The organism is Microvirga sp. CF3016 (assembly GCF_036314085.1).
In the GTDB taxonomy this organism is placed as follows: Bacteria; Pseudomonadota; Alphaproteobacteria; order Rhizobiales; family Beijerinckiaceae; genus Microvirga.
Genome location: NZ_JAYGGM010000002.1, coordinates 116,346 through 136,959, shown reverse-complemented (window position 1 = coordinate 136,959; position 20,614 = coordinate 116,346). Strand labels below are relative to the sequence as shown.

The following is a 20,614-nucleotide window of genomic DNA, read 5'->3' as shown; positions in this document are numbered from 1 at the left end:
ATCATGGCGGAGACGAAGGCCACCGGCATCCTGGCCGGTAAGCGTGGCTTGGTGATGGGCGTGGCGAACAACCGTTCGATCGCCTGGGGCATTGCGCAGGCTGCCCGCCAGCACGGAGCGGAACTCGCCTTTACCTATCAGGGCGACGCCCTGAAGAAGCGCGTCGAGCCCCTGGCGAAGGAACTCGACGCCCATGTGGTCGGCCATTGCGACGTGACGGACGGCGCCACCATCGATGCGGTGTTCGACGAGGTGAAGCGCCTCTGGGGCTCCATCGACTTCGTGATCCACTGCATCGCCTTCTCGGACAAGGACGAGCTCACGGGCCGCTATGTGGAGACCTCCGAGGGCAACTTCACCAAGTCGCTCCTGATCTCCTGCTATTCCTTCACGGCCATCGCCCAGCGGGCCGAGAAGCTGATGAACGAGGGCGGCTCCCTCGTCACGCTCACCTACTACGGCGCCGAGAAGTGGATGCCGCACTACAACGTCATGGGCGTGGCGAAGGCGGCGCTCGAGGCCTCGGTGCGCTATCTCGCGGCCGATCTCGGCCCCAAGAACATTCGCGTGAACGCCATCTCGGCCGGCCCGATCAAGACGCTCGCCGCCTCCGGCATCGGCGATTTCCGCTACATTCTCAAGTGGAACGAGTACAACTCGCCGCTCCGGCGCACGGTCACCATCGAGGAGGTCGGCGAGACCGCCGCCTATCTCGTGTCCGACATGTCCCGCGGCATGACCGGCGAGATCCTCCACGTGGATGCCGGCTACCACGTGGTCGGCATGAAGAACCCGGAAGCGCCGGACCTCTCCCTCGACAAAGAGTGACCTAGCCCATCGTGTCGCTTTAGCGTATCGGACCGAACCCGTGACCCCGTCCCGCCCCACGATCTACTTCATTCGCCACGGCGAGACGGACTGGAATCTCGAGGGGCGGCTCCAGGGCCAGAAGGACATCCCGCTCAACGATGTCGGCCGCGTCCAGGCCGAGGAGGCGGCGCGCAAGCTCAAGGCCCTGGCGCCCCATGTCGAGGATCTCGCCTATGTGGCGAGCCCCATGACGCGCACCCGCGAGACCATGGAGATCCTGCGCCGGACCCTCGGTCTGCACCCCGAGAGCTACAGGCTCGACGAGCGTCTCGTCGAGCTGACCTTCGGCACCTGGGAAGGCATGACCTGGAAGGAAGTGCGCAAGGCCGAACCGGCCCTGGCGGCCCTGCGCGAGCAGGACAAGTGGCATTACGCGCCGCCCGGCGGCGGCGAGAGCTACGCCATGCTGGTCGAGCGGGTCCGCCCGATCCTGGACGATATCACCCGCGACACGGTGGTCGTCGCCCATGGCGGCGTCGCCCGCGCCTTCCTGTCGCTCTGCTGCGGCGTCTCCTCACGCCAAGCCGCCAGCATGGACATCTGGCAGGGCAGGGTGCTCGTGATCGAGGGGCGCCATCACCGCTGGGTGTGACATTGACACCCGCTCCGTCATCACCGGCACGAGACCGGCCATGACGCGAAGGAGACAAAAGCGCTTCAAACGAGGGCTCTCGGTCCCTGTGCTAGTCCTTGCAGGACAACCTTCGCCGCGCTCCTGCGTTGTCAGAATATGCAATACATCTGCGATGCTCCGGGAGCGAAGACCTGGTTTCGGATCGAGACCGAGGGCGAGGCCGCCCTCGAATCCGACACGATGAGCCACGCCGTCGAGAAGCACTTCCGTCACGCCTGGGAGGCGGCCGCCAACAGCTATCGGGCGGCCTCGAGCCCGTTCATCGAACGGAACATTGGTCTCAAGGCGCATGTGCAGCGCGCCATGCCGCTGTTCCTGACCCTGCGAGACGCTGAGGGACAAGCCCTCGCCACCGCGATGCTGCCGCCGGGCGGCGAGGACGACCGGCATTTCAGGATCATCATCGTCGGTCCCGAGAACCGCGATCCCTATCCCGAGCACGGCGAGGCCATCCACGCCCTCGGCCAGCATTTCGGCCTCACCCTCGACCGCGACCGCTGCTTTCCCTATCGGTGATTTGATCCCAACCTGGCCAGGACGTGACACCCGACCGCTTTGGTTCTAAGACGCGTTGAACCTCGAAGAAGCGCCATGTCCCACAACACGTTCGGCCACCTGTTCCGCGTCACCACCTTCGGCGAAAGCCACGGGCCCGCCCTGGGCTGCGTGGTCGACGGCTGCCCGCCCATGATCCCGCTCGAGGCCGCCGAGATCCAGGCGGAGCTCGACCGCCGCCGCCCCGGCCAGTCGCGCTTCACCACCCAGCGCCAGGAGCCGGACCAGGTGAAGATCCTGTCCGGGGTGTTCATGGACGAGCGCACGGGCCGGCAGGTGACGACCGGGACGCCGATCGCGCTGATGATCGAGAACGTGGACCAGCGCTCCAAGGATTACTCGGAAATCAAGGAATCCTACCGACCGGGGCATGCGGATTTCACCTATGACGTGAAGTACGGCATCCGCGACTATCGCGGCGGCGGACGCTCCTCGGCCCGCGAGACGGCGGCGCGCGTGGCCGCGGGCGCCATCGCCCGCAAGGTGCTGCCCGGCATCACCATCCGCGGCGCGCTCGTGCAGATGGGGCCGCATGTCATCGACCGCGGCAACTGGGATTGGGACGAGGTGGCGCGCAACCCGTTCTTCTGCCCGGACGCGAAGGCGGCCCAGTTCTACGAGGAATATCTCGACGGCCTGCGCAAGGACGGCTCCTCTATCGGGGCGGTCCTGGAAATCGTGGCCGAGGGCGTGCCGGCGGGTCTCGGCGCGCCGATCTACGGCAAGCTCGATTCCGATCTCGCCGCGGCCCTCATGTCGATCAACGCGGTCAAGGGCGTGGAGATCGGCGACGGCTTCGCGGCCGCAAGCCTGCGCGGCGAGGAGAACGCCGACGAGATGCGTCCCGGCAACCAGGGTGCGCCCACTTTCCTGTCGAACCACGCCGGCGGCGTGCTCGGCGGCATCTCCACCGGTCAGCCGGTGGTGTGCCGTTTCGCCGTGAAGCCGACCTCGTCGATTCTCACCCCGCGCGCCAGCGTCACCCGCACCGGCGCCGAGGCCGAGGTGAGGACCAAGGGCCGGCACGATCCCTGCGTGGGCATCCGGGCCGTGCCGGTCGGCGAGGCCATGGTCGCCTGCGTGCTTGCCGACCATCTCCTGCGCCACCGCGGGCAGGTGGGGCAGGGAGCCTCCTGGCCGTTCGAGGCGTGACATCATCCGGCCGCTATCAGCCTCATCTGCAGGTGAAGGAATAAGGAAAAGCGTAGGCACAAGGCCGGTGATGACATGGAAGATTGTCCGGCGCCCGGCGACAGCAATTCTGCAAAGGCTGGAGTGCGCATTTTAGTTTTACTAAAATCCCGATTTCGGCTAAGCCGTCCGCATGAAACTGGCCGAGTGGTTATCCCGCAATGGTGTATCCCGCGTCGCCTTTGCGCGGCGGATCGGCGTCACCCCTGGCGCCGTGACACAGCTGTGCAATTACGACCAAGCCTGGCTCTCCCGGGACACGGCCGAATTGATTGCCCGTGAAACCCGGGGGGCCGTCACGCCCAACGATTTTCTGCCCCAATCCGCCAAGGAGGCCTTGATGCCCCATTCCGTCACCGAAGCCATCGAGGCTTTCGCCCGTGGTGAAATCGTCATCGTCACCGACGACGACGACCGCGAGAACGAAGGCGATCTCATCGTCGCCGCCTCCCTGTGCACGCCGGAGAAGATGGCCTTCATCATTCGCAACACCTGCGGGATCGTCTGCGCGCCGCTCACACTGGCGGAGGCCCGCCGCCTGCGGCTCGACCCGATGGTGGCCTCGAACGACGCTCCGCTCGGCACGGCCTTCACCGTCTCGGTCGACGTGAAGCACGGGCTGACCACGGGTATCTCCGCCGAGCAGCGCTCCAACACCGTGCGGGCGCTCGCCAACAACAATATGGGCGCGGCCGATTTCGTGCGGCCCGGCCATGTCTTCCCGCTCATCGCCAAGGACGGCGGCGTGCTGATGCGCTCGGGCCACACGGAGGCTGCGGTCGACCTGTGCAAGCTCGCGAACCTGCCGCCCGTCGGGGTGATCTGTGAACTCGCCAACGACGACGGCACGGTGATGAAAGGCGCACAGATCGACGCCTTCGCCGAGACGCACAACCTCAGACGCATCTCGGTGGCGGATCTCATCGCCTACCGTCAGGCGCGGGAAAAGCTCGTGGAGCGCATCGCCACCTTCCCGGTGGAGACCCAGTGGGGCTCGTTCACGGGCTATGCCTATTCGACGCCCTTCGACAGCGTGCAGCACATCGCCCTCGTCCATGGCCGCATCGGCGATGGCACGAATATCCCCGTGCGCCTGCATCGCGCCAATGCCCTCACCGACGTGTTCGAGGGTGGCAGGACGGTGAACGCAGCCTTGCAGCGCTTCGTGAAGGAGGGCAGGGGCGTTCTCGTCTATCTCCGCGACGGCACCGCCGGCGTGCCGACCACGTCCTTCTCGGAACACGAGGAGGCGGGCTCGGAAGCCATGCGCTCCAGCCAGTGGCGCGAGATCGGCCTCGGCGCCCAGATCCTGCGCGATCTCGGTGTTGCGTCGATCCGCAATCTCGCGACCTCGAGCCGGTCCTATGTGGGCCTTTCCGGCTTCGGGATCGAGCTTTTGAGCGAAGAGCCAATCGAGTGCTGAGTTCGGCTGCCTAAAACCTCTTCCGTCATCACCAGCCATGACAGCGGAAGGGCGTGACGCGATAGGCGAGACCCTGCCTATGCCCCCGTCTCGCGCCCCATAAGGGCGTCGAGATGGAAGGCCGCCGATTTAGCCAGACCTTCGAGATCGTAGCCGCCTTCGAGAACGGACACGATCCGCTGACCGCAATGGCGGTCGGCGAGATCCATCAGCTTCTGCGTCGCCCAGGCGAAGTCCGATTCCATCAGGTTCAGGCTGGCGAGCGGATCGCGCCAATGGGCGTCGAAGCCCGCCGAGATGATGATCAGGTCAGGCGCGAAGGCATCGATGCGCGGCACAATGACGTTGTCGACTGCATCCCGGAACGCCTCGCTGCCGTCGCCCGCGTTCAGGGGCGCGTTGACGATGGTGCCGTGCTCGCCCGTCTCCGAGAGGGCGCCGGTCCCGGGATACAGGGGAGCCTCGTGGGTCGAGCAATAGAGCACGCTGGCATCCGACCAGAAGATGTCCTGCGTGCCGTTGCCGTGGTGGACGTCCCAGTCGAAGATCGCGACCCGCTCGGCGCCGTGGCGCTTCTGAGCGTGTCGGGCCGCGATGGCCGCGTTGTTGAAGAAGCAGAAACCCATGGCCCGGATACGCTCGGCATGGTGCCCCGGCGGCCGCATGGCCACGAAGGCATTGGTCGCGCGGCCCGACATGACCTCGTCCACCGCCATCACCGCGCCGCCGGCGCCGCGCAGGGCCGCCTCGTAGGTGCCCGGCGACATCACCGTATCCTCGTCAATCCTGACTAACCCTTCTCGGGGGCTGATGTCGCGCAGCCGGACGACGTATTCTTGCGGATGCGCGAGGGTGAGGCTTTCCATCTCGGCCATGGGCGCCTGCTCGCGAACGAGGGAGGTGAACCGCTCCTTCTCCAAAGCACGCTCGATGGCGCGGATGCGGTCGGGCCGCTCGGGATGCCCAAGCGGTGTCTGGTGATCGAGGCTGGCCGGATGGGCGATGTAGAGCGTGGACATGGGCATTCTTTAATCAGGAGCGCCGCAAGTGTCGCAGCGTCACGAGCGGCTGTCTATGTTGTTGCGATGCAACACTTTCCGAGGCGGAGCCGTGCCATGGTGTGTTTCGATTCGACTTAACGACGTCACGGCCTATAACCCGGCCTGAAACGAAATTTTGTCTCGCCCCAAGCCTTGAGTCTGCAGAGCTATACACGATGCGCCTTTTCCGTCTGCCCCTCCTTTTGGCAATGATCACGGCTCTGGCCGGGTGCAATTTCAAAGGCGTCCCGGATCCCCAGGTCTCGGCCCGGGATACCGAGTGGATGGCACAGGTTCCGAAGGCCGAGGAGGATCCCCGGTTCGGGCGTTACATGATCGACGATCCGACCGGCGAGGCGCCGGGCACGATCGTGGTCGATACCAAGGAGCGCCAGCTCTACCTCGTTCAGCCGAATAGGAAGGCGATCCGCTACGGCGTCGCCGTCGGCGACGAGGCTTATGGCTGGACCGGCACGGCCACCATCGCCCGCAAGGCGGAATGGCCCGATTGGCATCCGCCGGCCGAGATGCGGGCCCGGTGGCCGCACGTCCAATACACGAAGGGCGGGCCTGACAATCCGCTCGGCGCGCGGGCGCTGTATCTCTACGAGGGCAACAAGGACACGCTCTACCGCATCCACGGCACCAATGAGCCGGAGAAGATCGGCCATGCGGTGTCCTCGGGCTGCATCCGCATGCGCAACATCGACGTGATCGATCTCTACAACCGCGTCGCCCTCAACGCCAAGGTCATCGTGCGCTGACGCGAGCGAGACGCAGGGAACATGAAAAGAGCGCCTCAAGGGCGCTCTTCTCGTTTCAGGATCAGGGTTGCTCAGCCCAGCACGGCTTCCTTGCGCAGGATCGCGGGAAGCTCGGAGATCTTCGGGCGGTTCCGCTGCCCCTTGGCGGCCTGAACGGCGGCCGCGAGGGCCGGCAGGGCGACGGCCTTGAAGGCCGGGATGGAGCGGGCGGCGTTCTGTTCGTCCCGTCGGAGATCGCGGTCGGAAGCGTGCTGGGTCATGGATCCTCTCTGGAAAATGCAGGCTGGTTCGACAACCTGCCCTTATGATCCGGCTGCCTGTGACTGCTTTGGGGCAGACCTGTGATCATGTGCTGGCTTGGCTGCAGATGAACGAGTCAAGGTGAATGAAGCCTTAACGCTGCAACATTCCTGCGGCCGGCGCGGCCTGCTCCTGTGTCTCGTGGGATCTCGGCCGCAGGGCCAGGATCGAGACCAGGACGAGCGCGCCGATCATGCCCACATGCTCGCCGGCCGTATGGAGCGCCGTGATGGCCCGCTCGCCCTCGAGCCGCCAGAAGGCGTGCACGATCAGGATGGTCAGGAAAGTGAAGATGCCGAGCGCCCCGGCGCCGAGCCAGGTCCAGCGGTTGGCGATGATGAGGGCCGATCCGGTCAGCTGAACGACAATCGTGAGGCTGTTGAACAGCCAGGCCGGTTCCAGGCCGAAGTGGCGCATCTCCGCCACGCCGCCCGGAAAATCCAGCAGCTTGATGAGCCCGCTGGCCCAGAACGGAAAGGTGAGCAGGACTCGGGCGGCGATTTCCGTTCCCCGGCTTGAGAGCAGCGCATTAATCCAGCGTGGTGTCATGATAGCTTCCCCTTGTTGACGTTCGGTCAGGCGGGGACGCTTCTAAGGTCAAGCTTCGCTACAGGCTGTGCGCACCCGCACCTTTGGCGAAAGCCTCGCCGTCCCTCAATCCCATCTCGTAGGCCTTCCGGATGCCGGACGGATTGGTGATGTCGAATTGGCCGATGGGCACGGGTTCGGAGGGTTGGATATAGGTGCGGCCCTTCACCTTCGGGAAGGCGCGGTAGAGACGGGAGAGAATGACCAGGGTTCTGCCTCCCTGCGCCTCGACCGGCAGCAAGGGCTCCGTCGGCACGTTGTCCACGAGGCCTCCGTCGAGCGCCGCCATGCCGCCCACAAGGCCCACCGGCATGAAGGGCGGCACGCTGGCGCTCGCCATCAGGGCGGCGGACAGTTCCGCCGGCGAGGCGAGATCCTGCACCCGGATGAATTCGGGACGGAAGCCCAGAGCGCGTCCGCCGCGCGGGTGGACGGGAGAGCGCCACTTCTTCTCGATCTGGTAGGTGGCGATGCCCAGCGGAACGGCAAGCGAGAGAGGCAGGCGGCGCGGCTTGCGGGCGAGCCCGATCAGGACGCTCGGACCCTGATTCAGGCGCTCCAGGGCGGTCTCGTCGATGATGGCTTCGATCAGGCTGCGATACATGAGCGAGACCGGCCAGGGCGAGCCCTCGCTGCGCCAGGCCCGCCACTCGAAATTGCGGCGCCCCAGGCTGCAGCCCTCCGCCACCATCTCGTTCACCTGCCGTCCGAGCCCGAGCAGGCTGTAGCACGCCGACCAGGCGCCCGCGCTCACGCCAACGACCATCTCGGGCTTCAGACCGAGCAGGGGAGCCGCCGCTTCCCAGAAGCCGCCCTGCCAGTAGCAGCGGTTGCCGCCGCCCGCGAATGCCACCGCGTCGAACATCGATGATCCTATCGGGATTTGACGGACGGCGTGTCCTCCTCGGCCCGCGCCCGCTCGCGCCAGGCCAGAACGATGCGCTCGAGATCGGCGAGATCCTGGGCCGGGAGCGTTCCCAGCGTGCGCATGACATAGGCGCGCTGCGCGGCGATCCCGCGATTGGCGAGGTCGCGCCCCTTCGCCGTCAGGTACAGGGCATTGGAACGCCGGTCGCCGGGGATCGAACGTCGCTCGACGAGACCCGCCTCGACCATGCGGTCGAGAAGCCCAGACACGTTGCCCTTGGTCACGTAGAGCCGTTCCGCCAGTTCCTGCTGGCTCATGCCTTCGCGCTCCGTCAGCGTGGAGAGCAGGTCGAACTGGGGAATCGACAGGCCCAATTCCTTCAGCTCCGCGGCGACCGCATTGGTGGCGCGGCGGTTCAGGCGGATGAAGCGGAACCAGATCCGCAAGGGATCGGCGGTTTCGACCGGGGCAGGTGCTGGCGAAAGAGACGTCAAAGGCTTCGAACTCCTGGTACAGGCCAATAGTTTATATTGAAACGATTTCGCCCGTCACCCCTGTGGACGAGGGGAGGCGGGCGTTTACCAAGAAATTGCTCGGGATCGACGCGATGGGGGAAGTTTTTAGGACGATATGTTCTATTGTTGAGCCCCTATGCTAAGTACGGGATAGTATTCCTCTGAAGGCTCGATCATGACTGCCTCTCTCCGCGCCGATGAACCGCTTCCCGCACCGCAGAGCTCACCGATGGCCTTCTCGGGACAGGGCCGCGAGTTTCTGAGGCTTCTGATTGCCGGAAGCCTTTTCCAAATACCGACCTTCGGCTTCTATCGCTTCTGGCTGATCACCAAAGTGCGCCGCCACCTGTGGGCCAATACGCAGATCGAGGGCGAGGCTTTCGAGTATACCGGCACGGCCAAGGAACTGCTCATCGGCTTCCTCATCGCTCTGGCGGTTCTGGCGCCGCTTTACATCGCCTACGCGATTCTCGGTGTCGTTCTCGAGGAGCAATATGCATTCGCCAGCGTGCCGCTGGTCGTCATCATGTATGTGCTGGCTCATTTCGGCAGCTATCGCGCCCGCAAGTACCGCGCGAGCCGCACCGTGTTTCGCGGCATCCGGTTCTGGATGAAGGGATCGGGTTGGCCCTATGCCTTACGGGCCGTCCTGTGGGATCTCGCGACCCTTCTTACCCTCGGTCTCGCACTGCCATGGGCGATGGCCTCCCTCGAACGCTACAGGATGCGCAACACGTATTTCGGCAGCATCCAGGGCGATTTTGCCGGAACGGGGTGGTCGCTTTTCAAGCGCGGGTGGTGGATCTGGGTGGCTGGACTCGCCGGTCTAGCCGGCGGCGCCTTGCTTGCCATTGTCCTTGCCACACTTTCGCTTGGACAACACGAAGTCCTGCTGCATCTCGCCCTCTTCCTGTTGATCCTGATCGGTTTGGCCCTCCTGCCGCTCTTGCTGGCGATCTTCACGCGCTGGCACATCGACGGCCTGCGCTTCGGTGACGTCGCGGCGGCAAGCAGCTTCCGGGCTGGCACCTATTATGGCCTGTTCTTCAAGCTGATCTTCTCGTCGCTCGGCTTCCTGCTCACGTTCGGCATCGCGGTCGGAGCCCTCGGCTTCCTCTTCGCCGGCGTCTTCAAGGAGGCGATAGCGGCCGCAGAGGGCTTGTCCTGGATTTCGGTGGGGGCCGGCGTTCTCGTGGCCATCGGCTATCTCGTCGCGCTGCTCGGACTCGGCGTCCTGCAGCGCTACTTTCTCGGGCGCGGCCTGTGGGCTGCGATCGTGGCTTCAACGACGATCATCAATCTCCAGTCCGTCGACGCGGCTGTCGCAGCGGGCCAGCCGGCCGGCGTTCTGGGAGAAGGACTGGCCGACGCGCTCGACTTCAATGTCGGCATATGAGGTCGGACATGGCGAATGCGGTGTTCTATGACGGCGAAAGCGCCCGCCGAAGAGCGGTTTCCCTGATCATCACCGCCTCCGTCATCGACATTCACGAGGGCTCCGAATGGATCGCGTCCTGGCCGGCCGGAGAGGTGAGGCAGCGGGAAGCGCCCGACGGCATCCTGCGGCTCACGCGCAGCGATGCCTCCTCCCTTGCACGACTTGATGTCGCCGATGCAGAGCTCCAAGCCACTATCCGGCTGAACTGCCGGCATCTCGACGATTCCGATCGGCGCGAACGCACAGGGCGGATCCTGGTCTGGTCTGTGGCGGCGGCGATATCGATTCTTCTCTGCGTCTTCCTGCTGCTTCCCATCCTGGCCGAGCGGCTGACGCCGCTGGTTCCGATCTCCTACGAGCGCCGTCTCGGCACGGCCGTCGACAATCAGGTGAGAGCGATCTTCAAGGGCAACATCTGCGAGGAGCCGCGCGGTCTCGCGGCTCTCAGGTCGCTTGTGGCGCGTCTTCAAAAGGCGCGGCCGGGCGGTCCTGCTGTCGATGTTGCGGTGCTCGATTCCGGCGTGCCGAACGCCATCGCGCTGCCCGGCGGGCGGATCTATCTGTTCAGGGCTCTTCTGGACAAGGCGGAATCCGTCGACGAGATTGCCGGCGTGCTGGCCCATGAAATGGGCCATGTGGCGCATCGCGACGGCTTGCGCAAAATGATCCAGGCGGGCGGCACGTCCTATCTGCTCGGGCTCTTGTTCGGCGATGTGACGGGAGGCGGCGCCATCGTGTTCGTCAGCCGCTATCTGGTCGACAGCGCCCATTCCCGCGAGGCGGAAACAGCGGCTGACGATTTCGCCGGAAGAACCATGGTGGCCCTGGGGCGTCCGGCCCACGCGGTAGCCCTTCTGCTCAGGCGGATCGAGGGCGACAAGGAGGAGGACGGGAACGATTTCAGGATCCCGGCTTTTCTCTCCACCCACCCCGTCACCGACCAACGGCTGAAAGCTTTGGAAAAACAGGTGCCATCCCAGCCCGGCGAGCCGCTTCTTACCCAAGAGGAGTGGCGCGCTCTCAAAGAGATTTGTAAGACGACCTGATGCGCCGTCTCATCATCGAAGAACCGGTCTCCCGTCCGGCGAAGTGGTCTCCCACGCTGGCATGGTTTGCGCTCGTCGTGACCGTGCTGGCGGTGCTGATGATCCGCTTCAATCGGATTGACTATCAATCGGGCTTCATCGCGCTCGGCGCAGGCATCGCCATTGCGCTCCTGGCCGTGGGCATGTCCTTCATGGGCTTCATTCGGATCTGGCAGGAGGGCCGGCAGGGGCTGGGAAGCGCCATCAAGGGGCTCATTCTCGCGGCGTTCGTTCTCGCCTATCCGGGCTTCTTGGCGCTCAAGGCCGCAACCTTGCCGCCGATCGCCGATGTCAGTACCGACACGGACGACCCTCCCGCATTTTCGCGCTCGCGGGCCGCCCTTCAGGCCCGTGACGGTCGCGTGCCCCCTGACGTTTCGCCGGAGGCGCGCGAGATGCAACGGTCGTCCTACGTGCAGATCGCGCCGCTCACGCTGGATATCGGCCCGGAGGAGGCTTTCGGCATCGTGCAGAAGGCGGCCCAGAATCTCGGCTGGCAGGTGATTGAGGCCGTGCCGCCCGGCGGGCGCGTCGGACTGGGACGGTTGGAGGCGGTCGACCGTTCGCTCCTGCTCAAGATGCCGAGCGACATCACGGTGCGGGTCCGCCCGCGCGTCGACGGCACGCGCATCGACATCCGCTCGGCCTCGCGCTTCGGCGGCCACGATCTGGGTGCCAATGCGGGCCATATCCGCGACTTCCTCGAAGAGGCATCCAACCTGGCGATCGCAGTGCGGTAAGAGACGTTTCATAGCTCTCTCACGTCATGGCCGGCCTCGTGCCGGCCATCCCGATGGTGTGGAGCGCGGCGCTTCGGTCCTCTCCCTGCGCTGATCAAGCCAGTCGGTATTCGCTGTCCAGGGCCGGGATGCCGTCCACCGCGGCTTGGCCCTTGGCCACCAGATCTTCGAGATGCGCGAAGACCGAAAGTCCTGCAGCTCCGACCAGGGCCGGGTTCAGGCCCTGGTAGATCGCCGCCACGATCTCGGGGATGGTCCGGTCGCCGGCCTTCAGCCGGTTGAGGATCGAGGCTTCGCGCTGGCGCCGATGGTGGATGAGGGCGCGCACGAAACGCTGGGGCTCCTGCACCGGGCCGCCATGACCCGGCCAGTAGAGGGTCTCGTCACGGCCCTTCAGCTTGTCGAGGGAGTCCATGAAGGCGCTCATCGATCCGTCGGGCGGCGCGACCACGGTGGTTGACCAGGCCATCACGTGATCGCCGGAGAACAGCGCCTTCTCCTCCGGCAGCACGAAGGCGAGGTGGTTGGCCATGTGCCCGGGCGTGGCGAGCGCCTCCAGGGTCCAGCCGGGTCCCTCGACGGCATCGCCCTCGCGCAGTTCCCGGTCTGGGGTGTAATCTCTGTCGGAACTGGCCTCCAGGGAATTGACCTCGCCGGAGCCAAGGGGCCTCGCGCTGTGATGGGGGGCGCAGCCGACGATCTCGGCTCCCGTGGCATTCTTGATGGCGCGGGCGGCGGGCGAGTGGTCCTTGTGGGTGTGGGTGACGAGGACATGGGTCACCGTCTCGCCCCGCACAGCATCGAGGAGCGTCTCGATATGGCCGGGCACATCGGGCCCCGGATCGATGATGGCGACGTTGCCTGAGCCGACGATGTAGCTGCAGGTGCCCGTGAACGTGATCGGCCCGGGATTGTTGGCGACGATTCGGCGGACGAGGGGGCTCACGCGGACGCATTCCCCAGGCCGGGCCGGTGGGCGGATGTCGAAGGTGAGATCGTCGGCCATGCAGGAATCCTCATGGAGATGGTTGCGGGCATCTGGCGCTTCCTAACCGACCGCAAACCGCCTGCAAGGTTTTTATCCTCTCGGCCATTGGACCAATGGGTGTCCACAGTACCGGGAAATGCCCGAATGCACGGCTTGAGGCACGGGCCGGACCTCCCTATAAGGCTTGATGAGCCGCCGCGCGAATGGCGGAACGATCTGGAGATTCAATTCATGACGACCGGCGTCTCTTCGCTGTCTTCTCCGTCGACCCTCGTCGGCCTCCTCTGGCCGTCCCGGGACGATGCCCGCTTCGCTGCCCTTCGCGCCCTCGTGCTGATGGTCGTCGGCACGGCGCTTCTCACAGTTTCCGCCAAGGTCCAGGTGCCGCTGCCTTACGTCCCGATGACGCTGCAGACCCTGGTCGTTCTGCTCATCGGCGCCTCCTACGGTTGGCGCCTCGGCGGCGCGACTGTGGCTCTCTACCTGGCTGAAGGCGCCATGGGTCTGCCGGTCTTCGCCGGCCCGACCGCCGGCATCGGCTATCTGATGGGGCCGACCGGCGGCTTCCTCTTCGGCTTCCTGGCCGCCGCAATCGTGATGGGCTTCATGGCCGAGCGCGGCTGGGACCGTTCGCTGCCGCGGGTCATCGTGATGATGACCATCGGCCATGCGGTGATCTTCGCCTTCGGCCTGGCGCAGCTGTCCCTGGTGATGCCCTTTGCGAAGGCCTGGACCGTGGGCGCCGCTCCGTTCGTGGCCGCGACCCTCGTGAAGACGGCCCTGGCCGTGGCCCTGATGCAGGCCGCCTGGTCCGTGACCCGCCGCGGCGGCAAGGCCTGATCGGGCCTCAAGCCCATGCCCTTCGGAAGCCGCCTTCGGGCGGCTTCTTCATGTCTGGGAGCAGGTCGGTGGCGATCAGCCGACCGAATGCACCAGCCGCAGCTTGGGCTTGGCCTTCGCGGTGCCGTAGAGGAAGGTAATGTCCGCCCATTCCCCGTCGCCGCCGTTTTCCTCGATGCGATAGCCCATCTGCTTGGCGATGGCTTCGACCTGGCTCAGGTTCGAGCGCGCGATCCAGCGGGAGAACTCGCTCAGACCCTGGTCCATCAGAACGGCAATCATGCCGATCTCGACGCCCTGATCGAAATCTTCGCTGCGGCCGGGAAAACGCAGCCGCAAACCGTCATCCAGGTGGATATGTCGCATAGCGGGAAGCCCCCATCGTTCGCCCTTTCCGGGCACCTTTTGTTTGAATGTATCAAGAAACGTCCTGTGCCGGAAGGCGGCATGGACGCGCATCTGCAACGTCCCCGGCCGGGCGGGAACCTGCCCGGCGAGCCGCTCATTAGCCCCACGATCAGCTTGAACGGGAGGGCTCCCATGGCCGAACGCAGGATCTCCGCCTTCTTCGACACCTACGACGAAGCCGCGCGGGCGGTGGAGCGGCTGGAGGCGGCCCGTCTTCCGAATTTCGAGATCAGCCTCGTGTCCAACAATTTCGACGATGCCCATACGCATCACGCGACGCGCTCCTTCGACGAGGACCGGACGTCGCACGAATTCGCCGGAGCGACGGCGGCGGCCGGCACGGTCGCCGGGGCGGGAGCCGGTCTCCTGGCCGGGCTCGGCACGGTGGCGGTTCCGGGCTTCGGGCCGGTTATCGCTGCGGGATGGCTCGTCTCGACCCTCGTGGGCGCCGGCGCCGGGGCTGCCGTGGGCGGTCTCGCGGGAGCCCTGGCCGATGCTGGATTGAGCGACGAGGAGGCTCAGGATTATGCGGAGGGCGTTCGCCGCGGCGGCGCGCTGGTCACCGTGAAGGTCGACGAGGCGCAGATGGACCGGGTCGTGCGGATTCTCGACGACGAGGGCGAGATCGAGCCGAGCGAAGAGGCGAGGGCGGCCGATGAGTCTCCGGCTCCTCCCATCGGGGCTGCGGCTTCCACGACAACGGGATTGATGACGGACCTCATGCCGATCCCCCTCGACGACGATGTGGACGACCACACGCTCCATGTCGACGTGCAGGACGAGCGCCTTCGCCGCTCGACGGGCACGCGGTCCGAATAGAAGGAAGGCGAGCGGCGGAACATGCCGCTCGCCTTCCACGTCTTCAACCAACGTGATCAGGCCGTGCGGCCGATGCGCAGGATACGATCCAGGCTCCATGCGCCGCCGCCGGCAGCGGCGATGAACAGGAACACGAAGCAATAGAGGATGGCCGCGTCGCCGCCGTTCAGAACGGGGTAGAAGCTGCGCGGAGCATGGGCGATCCAGTAGGCGGCGGCCATCAGGCCCGAGAGGACGAAGGCGACCGGACGGACGAACAATCCAGGGACCAGCAGCGCTCCGCCCACGAGTTCGAGAGCCCCGGCGATCCAGGACAGGCTGAAGGCCGCGGGCGCGGGATTGGGAGAAACCGGGAAGCCGAGAAGCTTCTGCGTGCCATGCGCCATGAAGATGAGGGCGGCGACGATGCGCAGGATGCTGAGAAGGCGCGGCGCCCAAACGGTCTCGAGCTGAGTGGTGTTCATCAAGGGATCTCCAGGCTTCAGGGAAAGCTCAGCGGACGGCTCGGCCGGTTCCGCCATGAGTGCCGTTGCGATACAAGGTCGGCCTCGATATTCCCACCCCTTAAGGCGAAGCTTCCGGTAACGAATTGCTTACCACGTTCCCAACACGGTTTGATCCCGAGCCCGGCATCGGCGTTTCTCCTACGCCAACAGAACAGGAGGCTTCCATGACCATCCTCGATCCGAAGACCGGGCAGCTCGTCACCATCGATCTCACCTCCAAGCCGCGCCGCGCCCACCAGAATTGAAGGGAGTGCCGGCGCGCCGCGCGCTATCACTCCAGATCATCACAAATACTGTCCCACTCCCTCTTATTTGATCGTCCTCTCCGCTGACCGAATGCTTGAAGTGCCTTATTTTACTTGAGGCGGCACGAGGCTGTGACCCAACGCACATCGCGAATGCGACAACGCGTCGACAGTGGAAGGGCCGGAACCCTTGCTCCGCAACGGCATTGGCTAGCAGGAATGGATTCTATGCGAGCGCCAAGGCCAGGTTTGTTGGCTTCTTGATCAGCAACCGGACCGTTGGCGCTCCGTTCTTTTGAAGAGATCGATACGTGAGGAGAGTCGAATGGCTCTGACGGGACGCTTTAATCTTCGCAAAACCTTGACCGGCCGCATCGTTCTTCAGGTGGAGGAGGAGGTGACCGGATTCTGGAGCCGGATGTTCGGCAAGACCAAGCTGCACCGCCGCTGGCGCGATGCGAACGTGCTGGATCTCGCCGCGCCGGAGCTGCGAAGCCTCGTCGATCTCCGCTTCCGTCCCCGATACATGCCTCAGGCGAGCGAGGCCCCGCAGGACTGGCCGAAGGCGCCGCGTCAGCTCGAGGCGATCCCGGCCCAGACCCTTCATTACGAGACCTACCAGGAAGACGGGCGCTTCTCGACGCATTGAGGGGCGTCGTCACCCCTCGGCTAGTTGGCCCGAGCAGAGCCCGGCCCTGGTTTGCCGGACGGCGTTCCATCAGGGTTCATCCCATACTTCCTGTAGGTCGCCTGCAGATCCTCTTCCTGCGCGGCCTTCATGCGAGCGTGGCTTTTGGCACTGAAAGCCTGATTAGATACATTCACGCCGACCAGCAGCGGAATGGATGCTGCGCCGGTTTTGTCCATTGATGCCGCCATCGCACCAACGCCTTGAACGGTGCCGAGAGCGCGTGCCTCGGCCTCCAGCTCGGCGTGGACCCTGGCGGAAGCCGATCCCGGCTCATCGCTGCTTGCGCGCTGAGAGGAAGCTGCCGTGGACACCGGACCGGGGCTTTGGCAACCGGCGAGGATCATGAGGAGCGCCACGGCAAGAGCGGGCTTCCTTGTTGCGGACGACATGGCGCGGACCTGTTGTGACGTAGCGTTATTCTGTCACCGTAACACGGTGCCGGCTTTGCCCTCCCCATCTGAATAGAGGGTTGCCGCCAACTTTGTTGGCGAGCCGAATGCAAATCGGGTGCGAAGGACCTGGAGCGCCGAGGCTGCAACGGAGAGCACCGCGCCAGGCGACGAGTAGCAATCCCGTGGCGAGCTCGTGTCGATTGCAGGAGGAAGGCTGCTCTGGAGGCTCTGCCGGAGGCAGAAGCGATTCTGTCAGGCAGGGATGATCTTCGGCAAGTAATGGTCGGAGTGGCAGGATTTGAACCTGCGACCCCCACGTCCCGAACGTGGTGCGCTACCAGACTGCGCTACACTCCGACACCGAAAATTCTCGGGAGGCCGGTCTTATAGCGGCGAGGGGGGAGCGCCGCAAGGGGAGAATTGAGCCTTTCTTGCAGATAGATTTGCGCCCGCAAAACGGTGTTGCCAGCCGCCATCGGGCCGATTATGTACACGCCACACCTATTGGGGCGTCGCCAAGCGGTAAGGCAGCGGTTTTTGGTACCGCCATTCCCAGGTTCGAATCCTGGCGCCCCAGCCACTCTCGAACACCATCGTTTTCTCACATCGCAAATCTCGCGGGCTTCTTCCTGCAGGGAAGAGCGGTCGCCTCCCTGGTCGGTCTACGAGGCCGATGAGCGCCGTCGCCCAGACGAACTCATTCAAACTCGCGTCCCGCTTCTCCGAAGTCTTAGATTTCACAAGACGTAGCTTTCTCTGCGGCGTGCGGTGAATGGCATCCGAGTGTCCGAGGGGTCCGGTCAAACGGCAAATCCGCCAATTGCTCAAGTGTCATGCGCTGGAGGGCCGGATGGGACAGGGGATCGTCGTTGCGATCGTCCACGTCCTGAAGCCGGGGACAAGCGTTGAAGAGCTGCTTTGCAAAGGTGAGGAGGTTTAACATTTCTGCATGATGCCTCTTCCCTCGACATCGCGGGATGGTTTTTCTCTGCGAATGGATATAGAAAAACTATATGAGAAACCTGAGCCGCTTCCATCTTACGGGTCTGCGCGCCGTGGAGGCGGCGGGCCGGCTGGGTACTCTTCGCGCCGCGGCCGAGGAACTCGGCGTCACCATCGGGGCCGTCAGCCAGCAGATCCTGAAGGCTGAGGAGCAGCTTGGACGCCCCTTGTTCGAGCGCCTGCCGAAGGGGCTGAAGCCGACGCCATTCGGGCAGGACATCCTAAAATATCTGAGCGCCGGATTCGCCGAAATTTCGGCCGGGCTCGCCCTCGCCGAACGCCGTCGCGACGATGTGTTGACGGTGTCCGTCGCGCCTGTCTTCGCGAGCAAATGGCTGGTATGGCGCCTGAAGCGGTTCCACGAGCAATATCCCGACATCCGCATCCGCATCGACGCGGATGTGGCGCTCGTCGATCCGGGTATGTCCGATGTGGACGTGTGCATCCGGGTCGGCTGGGGCAACTGGCCCCATGTGAAAGCCGAGAAGCTGATCGATCAGCTGATCTTTCCCGTCTGTAGTCCATCGCTCGCCAAGAGTCTTCGAAAGCCGGCGGATCTGGCCAGCGTTCCCATCATCCGCGAGCCGACGCCCATGTTCGGCTGGAACGCCTGGCTGGGCCCGAATGGTCTCGATGAATCGATCCTCGGCAACGGGCCGGTCTTCTCGGACGCGTCGCTCTGCCTTGACGCGGCCGTCGCGGGGCAGGGGGTGTTTCTCGGGTGGGAAACTCTGGCCGGGGATGCCCTCTCGTTCGGGCGCCTGACGGCTCCCTTTCCGGACCGCTACGCCACCGGCATCGCCTATTGGTTCGTCACGTCCCGAACCTTGCCGCCGACGCGGGCGGTCAAGGCCTTCCACGATTGGCTGAAGGCCGAACTGGCCAGCATGGAGACCTGACCGTGCCGGGTCATTGGACAGGCAAGGTTGGTATGCTGCCTGACGCCATCTCATCGCCACATGAATGAGCGGCCGTGCCGACCATGCACGGCCGCTCCTGATTATCTCGCAGCCTTATCCGATCCGCGGGCGAAGCGGGGTCGCCGTGCCGAGGCCGAGGGCCAAAGGCTTTACCGCGAAGGCACCGTCGCCGATGAGAGCATGGGCAAGGGCCGCGAGAGCCAGGAAGGCGGGATATTCCCAGCCGCCATTGGGGGCGTTGAACACCCAGCCGTTGGGGGCATGCACGAGGAGCGCGCCCAGGAGAACCGGCAGGAGAACGACGGACACAGCGCGCCCGTAGAAACCCAGCAGGATGGCAAGGCCGCCGATCAGCTCGGCGAGGATGATGGGCCATGCCAGGAATGCCGGAAAGCCGACCTGGGTGAGAAAGCCGGCAAAGCCCGGAACCGTGAAGACGGCGATCTTCAGATAGGCATGGGCGATGAACATGATGCCGAGAGCCGCACGCAGGGCAAAGGCACCATAGGGAGCAAGGCGGGTATCGATCATGATTTTGTCTCCAGGACCCCTGTGGTCCGTGTGCCGAGAACCTGATCTTTTCATGAATGCAATGCAATAGACCGTCATGCATCAACATCATTGCAATTTAGCAATGAAGCGCGCCTGGCTGAATGCTCAACTCAGACCTGCTAGAGATGAGCAAATCCCATCGAGCTCTCTCGCCGATGCCCTAGTCGGGCGAGGATGTCCGCGGTGATCGTCCTTCGATCGGGTAAGCAGGATCGTTGTAGCCCGGCGTCGAGGGATGGCCGGTCGCAACGAGGCTGTCGACGAGCGCTTCGTCCTCGGCCGTGAAACGATAATCGAGCGATTCCAGGTAATCGTCCCATTGCTCCTCGGTGCGCGGGCCTGCGATCACCGCGGTGATGAAGCGGTTGTTCAGAACCCATCCCACGGCGAACTGGCCCGCGGTGATGCCGCGAGCTTCCGCATGGCGCTTGATGTCCTGAGCGATCCGAAGCGATTCCGGGCGCCACTCGGTCTGCATCATCCGGTTGTCCTGCCGGCCGGCGCGGCTCGTCTCCGGCGGCGGAGCGTCGGGGCTGTACTTGCCCGTCAGCACGCCGCGCGCGAGCGGGGAATAGGGCACGACGCCGAGGCCGTAATAATCGCAGGCCGGCAGGTGCTCGACCTCCGGCATCCGGTTCATGGCGTTGTAATAGGGCTGGCTCACCACCGGGCGGTCGATGCCGAGATCGTCGCAGAGACGGCAGATCTCGGCCACGCGCCAGGCGCGATGATTCGAGACGCCGAAATACCGGATCTTGCCCTGGCGCACGAGATCGCCCATGGCGCGCACCGTCTCCGCCAGTGGCGTCCCATGGTCCTCTCTGTGGAGGTAGTAGATGTCGATCCAGTCCGTGCCGAGGCGCCGCAGGCTCGCCTCCGCGGCCTCCATGATGCGTCGGCGCGAGAGGCCGCGCTCGCTGGGGCCTTGCCCGGTCGGATTAGCAACCTTCGTGGCGAGCACCCAGTGGGAGCGATGAGGATTGATCGCGCGACCGGTGACTTCCTCGGAACGGCCTTCGTTGTAGACATCGGCCGTGTCGATGAAGTTCACACCCGCCTCATGCGCCTTTGCAATGATGTGCGCCGAGAGAGCTTCGTCGGTCGGTCCGCCGAACATCATCGTACCGAGGCAGATCGGCGAGACTTTGAGGCCGCACCGGCCCAAATTGCGGTAGTCCATGCGAAGCTCCATCATCTTTGCGCGTCGGAAGATAGGGTGATTGCCCGACATCTCCATGGA

24 protein-coding genes and 2 tRNA genes are annotated in these 20,614 nt (G+C 64.7%); 14 read left to right on the top strand and 12 right to left on the bottom strand.

Annotation, left to right across the window (positions count from 1 at the left end; all coding sequences use genetic code 11):
• Nucleotides 1-3 precede the first annotated feature (3 nt).
• The 5 genes from fabI (at nucleotide 4) to ribB (ending at nucleotide 4,673) form a co-directional block, all read left to right on the top strand.
• Entirely contained in the window at nucleotides 4-828 is an 825-nt protein-coding gene (gene fabI / locus VB672_RS03005) for an enoyl-ACP reductase FabI (RefSeq protein WP_329782687.1), read from the top strand.
• 40 nt (nucleotides 829-868) lie between these two features.
• A complete protein-coding gene (locus tag VB672_RS03000) occupies nucleotides 869-1,462 on the top strand; it encodes a histidine phosphatase family protein (protein WP_329782686.1) in 594 nt (197 codons plus the stop codon).
• 138 nt (nucleotides 1,463-1,600) lie between these two features.
• Nucleotides 1,601-2,020 carry a hypothetical protein gene (locus tag VB672_RS02995; RefSeq protein WP_329782685.1) on the top strand — a complete coding sequence of 140 codons (420 nt, stop codon included), beginning with the start codon at nucleotides 1,601-1,603 and terminating at the stop codon, nucleotides 2,018-2,020.
• Between the two features lie 75 nt (nucleotides 2,021-2,095).
• Nucleotides 2,096-3,211 (top strand): chorismate synthase, encoded by a 1,116-nt coding sequence (gene aroC, locus VB672_RS02990; RefSeq protein WP_329782684.1) that lies wholly within the window; start codon nucleotides 2,096-2,098, stop codon nucleotides 3,209-3,211.
• 172 nt (nucleotides 3,212-3,383) lie between these two features.
• Nucleotides 3,384-4,673: a 3,4-dihydroxy-2-butanone-4-phosphate synthase gene (gene ribB, locus VB672_RS02985; protein WP_329782683.1), complete on the top strand. Its 1,290-nt coding sequence runs from the start codon at nucleotides 3,384-3,386 to the stop codon at nucleotides 4,671-4,673.
• A gap of 77 nt (nucleotides 4,674-4,750) precedes the next feature.
• Here ribB and VB672_RS02980 read toward each other — a convergent pair whose 3' ends face one another.
• A complete protein-coding gene (locus VB672_RS02980; RefSeq protein ID WP_329782682.1) occupies nucleotides 4,751-5,692 on the bottom strand; it encodes a histone deacetylase family protein in 942 nt (313 codons plus the stop codon).
• 197 nt (nucleotides 5,693-5,889) lie between these two features.
• On the opposite strand from VB672_RS02980, the gene VB672_RS02975 reads away from it, so the two are divergent.
• Nucleotides 5,890-6,477, top strand: coding sequence for a L,D-transpeptidase (locus VB672_RS02975; RefSeq protein ID WP_329782681.1), 588 nt, complete (start codon nucleotides 5,890-5,892; stop codon nucleotides 6,475-6,477).
• Between the two features lie 71 nt (nucleotides 6,478-6,548).
• Here the strand turns inward: VB672_RS02975 and VB672_RS02970 are convergent, their stop codons facing one another.
• From VB672_RS02970 to VB672_RS02955, 4 genes are all read right to left on the bottom strand, one after another.
• A complete protein-coding gene (locus VB672_RS02970; protein WP_329782680.1) occupies nucleotides 6,549-6,737 on the bottom strand; it encodes a hypothetical protein in 189 nt (62 codons plus the stop codon).
• A 133-nt stretch (nucleotides 6,738-6,870) separates the two neighbouring features.
• The gene (locus VB672_RS02965; RefSeq protein ID WP_329782679.1) at nucleotides 6,871-7,326 is read right to left on the bottom strand and encodes a DoxX family protein; all 456 of its coding nucleotides are present in this window, start codon (nucleotides 7,324-7,326) and stop codon (nucleotides 6,871-6,873) included.
• Nucleotides 7,327-7,384: 58 nt separating this feature from the next.
• Nucleotides 7,385-8,230 (bottom strand): patatin-like phospholipase family protein, encoded by an 846-nt coding sequence (locus VB672_RS02960; RefSeq protein WP_329782678.1) that lies wholly within the window; start codon nucleotides 8,228-8,230, stop codon nucleotides 7,385-7,387.
• Nucleotides 8,231-8,238: 8 nt separating this feature from the next.
• Nucleotides 8,239-8,727, bottom strand: a complete 489-nt coding sequence (locus VB672_RS02955; RefSeq protein ID WP_329782677.1) for a MarR family winged helix-turn-helix transcriptional regulator — start codon at nucleotides 8,725-8,727, stop codon at nucleotides 8,239-8,241.
• 196 nt (nucleotides 8,728-8,923) lie between these two features.
• Between VB672_RS02955 and VB672_RS02950 the strand changes: the two genes are divergently transcribed.
• Genes VB672_RS02950 through VB672_RS02940 form a run of 3 tightly spaced genes read left to right on the top strand, consistent with a single transcriptional unit; the run spans nucleotide 8,924 to nucleotide 12,011 of the window.
• The gene (locus VB672_RS02950) at nucleotides 8,924-10,144 is read left to right on the top strand and encodes a DUF898 family protein (protein ID WP_329782676.1); all 1,221 of its coding nucleotides are present in this window, start codon (nucleotides 8,924-8,926) and stop codon (nucleotides 10,142-10,144) included.
• A gap of 8 nt (nucleotides 10,145-10,152) precedes the next feature.
• Complete coding sequence (locus tag VB672_RS02945) at nucleotides 10,153-11,232, top strand: M48 family metallopeptidase (protein ID WP_329782675.1); 1,080 nt, start codon at nucleotides 10,153-10,155, stop codon at nucleotides 11,230-11,232.
• A complete protein-coding gene (locus tag VB672_RS02940; protein WP_329782674.1) occupies nucleotides 11,232-12,011 on the top strand; it encodes a DUF1499 domain-containing protein in 780 nt (259 codons plus the stop codon). Before VB672_RS02945 ends, VB672_RS02940 begins: the two co-directional genes overlap by 1 nt.
• 94 nt (nucleotides 12,012-12,105) lie before the next feature.
• Here VB672_RS02940 and VB672_RS02935 read toward each other — a convergent pair whose 3' ends face one another.
• Nucleotides 12,106-13,017 carry an MBL fold metallo-hydrolase gene (locus tag VB672_RS02935; protein WP_329782673.1) on the bottom strand — a complete coding sequence of 304 codons (912 nt, stop codon included), beginning with the start codon at nucleotides 13,015-13,017 and terminating at the stop codon, nucleotides 12,106-12,108.
• Between the two features lie 213 nt (nucleotides 13,018-13,230).
• On the opposite strand from VB672_RS02935, the gene VB672_RS02930 reads away from it, so the two are divergent.
• Nucleotides 13,231-13,839, top strand: coding sequence for a biotin transporter BioY (locus VB672_RS02930; protein ID WP_329782672.1), 609 nt, complete (start codon nucleotides 13,231-13,233; stop codon nucleotides 13,837-13,839).
• A gap of 75 nt (nucleotides 13,840-13,914) precedes the next feature.
• Here VB672_RS02930 and VB672_RS02925 read toward each other — a convergent pair whose 3' ends face one another.
• On the bottom strand, nucleotides 13,915-14,298 hold the full coding sequence (locus VB672_RS02925; RefSeq protein ID WP_329782671.1) for a hypothetical protein: 384 nt from the start codon (nucleotides 14,296-14,298) through the stop codon (nucleotides 13,915-13,917).
• An 81-nt stretch (nucleotides 14,299-14,379) separates the two neighbouring features.
• On the opposite strand from VB672_RS02925, the gene VB672_RS02920 reads away from it, so the two are divergent.
• Complete coding sequence (locus VB672_RS02920) at nucleotides 14,380-15,066, top strand: hypothetical protein (RefSeq protein WP_329782670.1); 687 nt, start codon at nucleotides 14,380-14,382, stop codon at nucleotides 15,064-15,066.
• Nucleotides 15,067-15,122: 56 nt separating this feature from the next.
• Here the strand turns inward: VB672_RS02920 and VB672_RS02915 are convergent, their stop codons facing one another.
• Nucleotides 15,123-15,530 (bottom strand): DoxX family protein, encoded by a 408-nt coding sequence (locus VB672_RS02915; protein ID WP_329782669.1) that lies wholly within the window; start codon nucleotides 15,528-15,530, stop codon nucleotides 15,123-15,125.
• A 612-nt stretch (nucleotides 15,531-16,142) separates the two neighbouring features.
• Between VB672_RS02915 and VB672_RS02910 the strand changes: the two genes are divergently transcribed.
• Nucleotides 16,143-16,466, top strand: coding sequence for a hypothetical protein (locus VB672_RS02910; protein WP_329782668.1), 324 nt, complete (start codon nucleotides 16,143-16,145; stop codon nucleotides 16,464-16,466).
• A gap of 20 nt (nucleotides 16,467-16,486) precedes the next feature.
• On the opposite strand, the gene VB672_RS02905 is transcribed toward VB672_RS02910, so the two are convergent.
• Together VB672_RS02905 and VB672_RS02900 are read right to left on the bottom strand one after the other, a co-directional pair.
• Nucleotides 16,487-16,852 (bottom strand): hypothetical protein, encoded by a 366-nt coding sequence (locus VB672_RS02905; protein WP_329782667.1) that lies wholly within the window; start codon nucleotides 16,850-16,852, stop codon nucleotides 16,487-16,489.
• 328 nt (nucleotides 16,853-17,180) lie between these two features.
• Nucleotides 17,181-17,257, bottom strand: a tRNA-Pro gene (locus tag VB672_RS02900).
• 148 nt (nucleotides 17,258-17,405) lie between these two features.
• Here VB672_RS02900 and VB672_RS02895 point away from each other — a divergent pair.
• Both VB672_RS02895 and VB672_RS02890 read left to right on the top strand, forming a co-directional pair.
• Nucleotides 17,406-17,480, top strand: a tRNA-Gln gene (locus VB672_RS02895).
• A gap of 433 nt (nucleotides 17,481-17,913) precedes the next feature.
• The gene (locus VB672_RS02890; RefSeq protein ID WP_329782666.1) at nucleotides 17,914-18,801 is read left to right on the top strand and encodes a LysR substrate-binding domain-containing protein; all 888 of its coding nucleotides are present in this window, start codon (nucleotides 17,914-17,916) and stop codon (nucleotides 18,799-18,801) included.
• A 114-nt stretch (nucleotides 18,802-18,915) separates the two neighbouring features.
• Here the strand turns inward: VB672_RS02890 and VB672_RS02885 are convergent, their stop codons facing one another.
• The gene (locus VB672_RS02885; protein WP_329782665.1) at nucleotides 18,916-19,353 is read right to left on the bottom strand and encodes a DoxX family protein; all 438 of its coding nucleotides are present in this window, start codon (nucleotides 19,351-19,353) and stop codon (nucleotides 18,916-18,918) included.
• 181 nt (nucleotides 19,354-19,534) lie between these two features.
• Nucleotides 19,535-20,554 carry an aldo/keto reductase gene (locus tag VB672_RS02880; protein WP_329782664.1) on the bottom strand — a complete coding sequence of 340 codons (1,020 nt, stop codon included), beginning with the start codon at nucleotides 20,552-20,554 and terminating at the stop codon, nucleotides 19,535-19,537.
• Nucleotides 20,555-20,614: the final 60 nt, after the last annotated feature.

What these genes read in the sequence shown, in the direction of transcription:
- VB672_RS02935 (WP_329782673.1), bottom strand. Translation starts at nt 13,017, where the DNA reads ATGGCCGACGATCTCACCTTCGACATCCGCCCACCGGCCCGGCCTGGG.
- VB672_RS02890 (WP_329782666.1), top strand. Translation starts at nt 17,914, where the DNA reads ATGAGAAACCTGAGCCGCTTCCATCTTACGGGTCTGCGCGCCGTGGAG.
- ribB (WP_329782683.1), top strand. Translation starts at nt 3,384, where the DNA reads ATGAAACTGGCCGAGTGGTTATCCCGCAATGGTGTATCCCGCGTCGCC.
- VB672_RS02965 (WP_329782679.1), bottom strand. Translation starts at nt 7,326, where the DNA reads ATGACACCACGCTGGATTAATGCGCTGCTCTCAAGCCGGGGAACGGAA.
- VB672_RS02945 (WP_329782675.1), top strand. Translation starts at nt 10,153, where the DNA reads ATGGCGAATGCGGTGTTCTATGACGGCGAAAGCGCCCGCCGAAGAGCG.
- VB672_RS02905 (WP_329782667.1), bottom strand. Translation starts at nt 16,852, where the DNA reads ATGATCCTCGCCGGTTGCCAAAGCCCCGGTCCGGTGTCCACGGCAGCT.
- VB672_RS02885 (WP_329782665.1), bottom strand. Translation starts at nt 19,353, where the DNA reads ATGATCGATACCCGCCTTGCTCCCTATGGTGCCTTTGCCCTGCGTGCG.
- VB672_RS02940 (WP_329782674.1), top strand. Translation starts at nt 11,232, where the DNA reads ATGCGCCGTCTCATCATCGAAGAACCGGTCTCCCGTCCGGCGAAGTGG.
- VB672_RS02950 (WP_329782676.1), top strand. Translation starts at nt 8,924, where the DNA reads ATGACTGCCTCTCTCCGCGCCGATGAACCGCTTCCCGCACCGCAGAGC.
- aroC (WP_329782684.1), top strand. Translation starts at nt 2,096, where the DNA reads ATGTCCCACAACACGTTCGGCCACCTGTTCCGCGTCACCACCTTCGGC.
- fabI (WP_329782687.1), top strand. Translation starts at nt 4, where the DNA reads ATGGCGGAGACGAAGGCCACCGGCATCCTGGCCGGTAAGCGTGGCTTG.
- VB672_RS02980 (WP_329782682.1), bottom strand. Translation starts at nt 5,692, where the DNA reads ATGTCCACGCTCTACATCGCCCATCCGGCCAGCCTCGATCACCAGACA.
- VB672_RS02910 (WP_329782668.1), top strand. Translation starts at nt 16,143, where the DNA reads ATGGCTCTGACGGGACGCTTTAATCTTCGCAAAACCTTGACCGGCCGC.
- VB672_RS02920 (WP_329782670.1), top strand. Translation starts at nt 14,380, where the DNA reads ATGGCCGAACGCAGGATCTCCGCCTTCTTCGACACCTACGACGAAGCC.
- VB672_RS02925 (WP_329782671.1), bottom strand. Translation starts at nt 14,298, where the DNA reads ATGCGCGTCCATGCCGCCTTCCGGCACAGGACGTTTCTTGATACATTC.
- VB672_RS02995 (WP_329782685.1), top strand. Translation starts at nt 1,601, where the DNA reads ATGCAATACATCTGCGATGCTCCGGGAGCGAAGACCTGGTTTCGGATC.
- VB672_RS02880 (WP_329782664.1), bottom strand. Translation starts at nt 20,554, where the DNA reads ATGGACTACCGCAATTTGGGCCGGTGCGGCCTCAAAGTCTCGCCGATC.
- VB672_RS02915 (WP_329782669.1), bottom strand. Translation starts at nt 15,530, where the DNA reads ATGAACACCACTCAGCTCGAGACCGTTTGGGCGCCGCGCCTTCTCAGC.
- VB672_RS02975 (WP_329782681.1), top strand. Translation starts at nt 5,890, where the DNA reads ATGCGCCTTTTCCGTCTGCCCCTCCTTTTGGCAATGATCACGGCTCTG.
- VB672_RS02930 (WP_329782672.1), top strand. Translation starts at nt 13,231, where the DNA reads ATGACGACCGGCGTCTCTTCGCTGTCTTCTCCGTCGACCCTCGTCGGC.
- VB672_RS02970 (WP_329782680.1), bottom strand. Translation starts at nt 6,737, where the DNA reads ATGACCCAGCACGCTTCCGACCGCGATCTCCGACGGGACGAACAGAAC.
- VB672_RS02960 (WP_329782678.1), bottom strand. Translation starts at nt 8,230, where the DNA reads ATGTTCGACGCGGTGGCATTCGCGGGCGGCGGCAACCGCTGCTACTGG.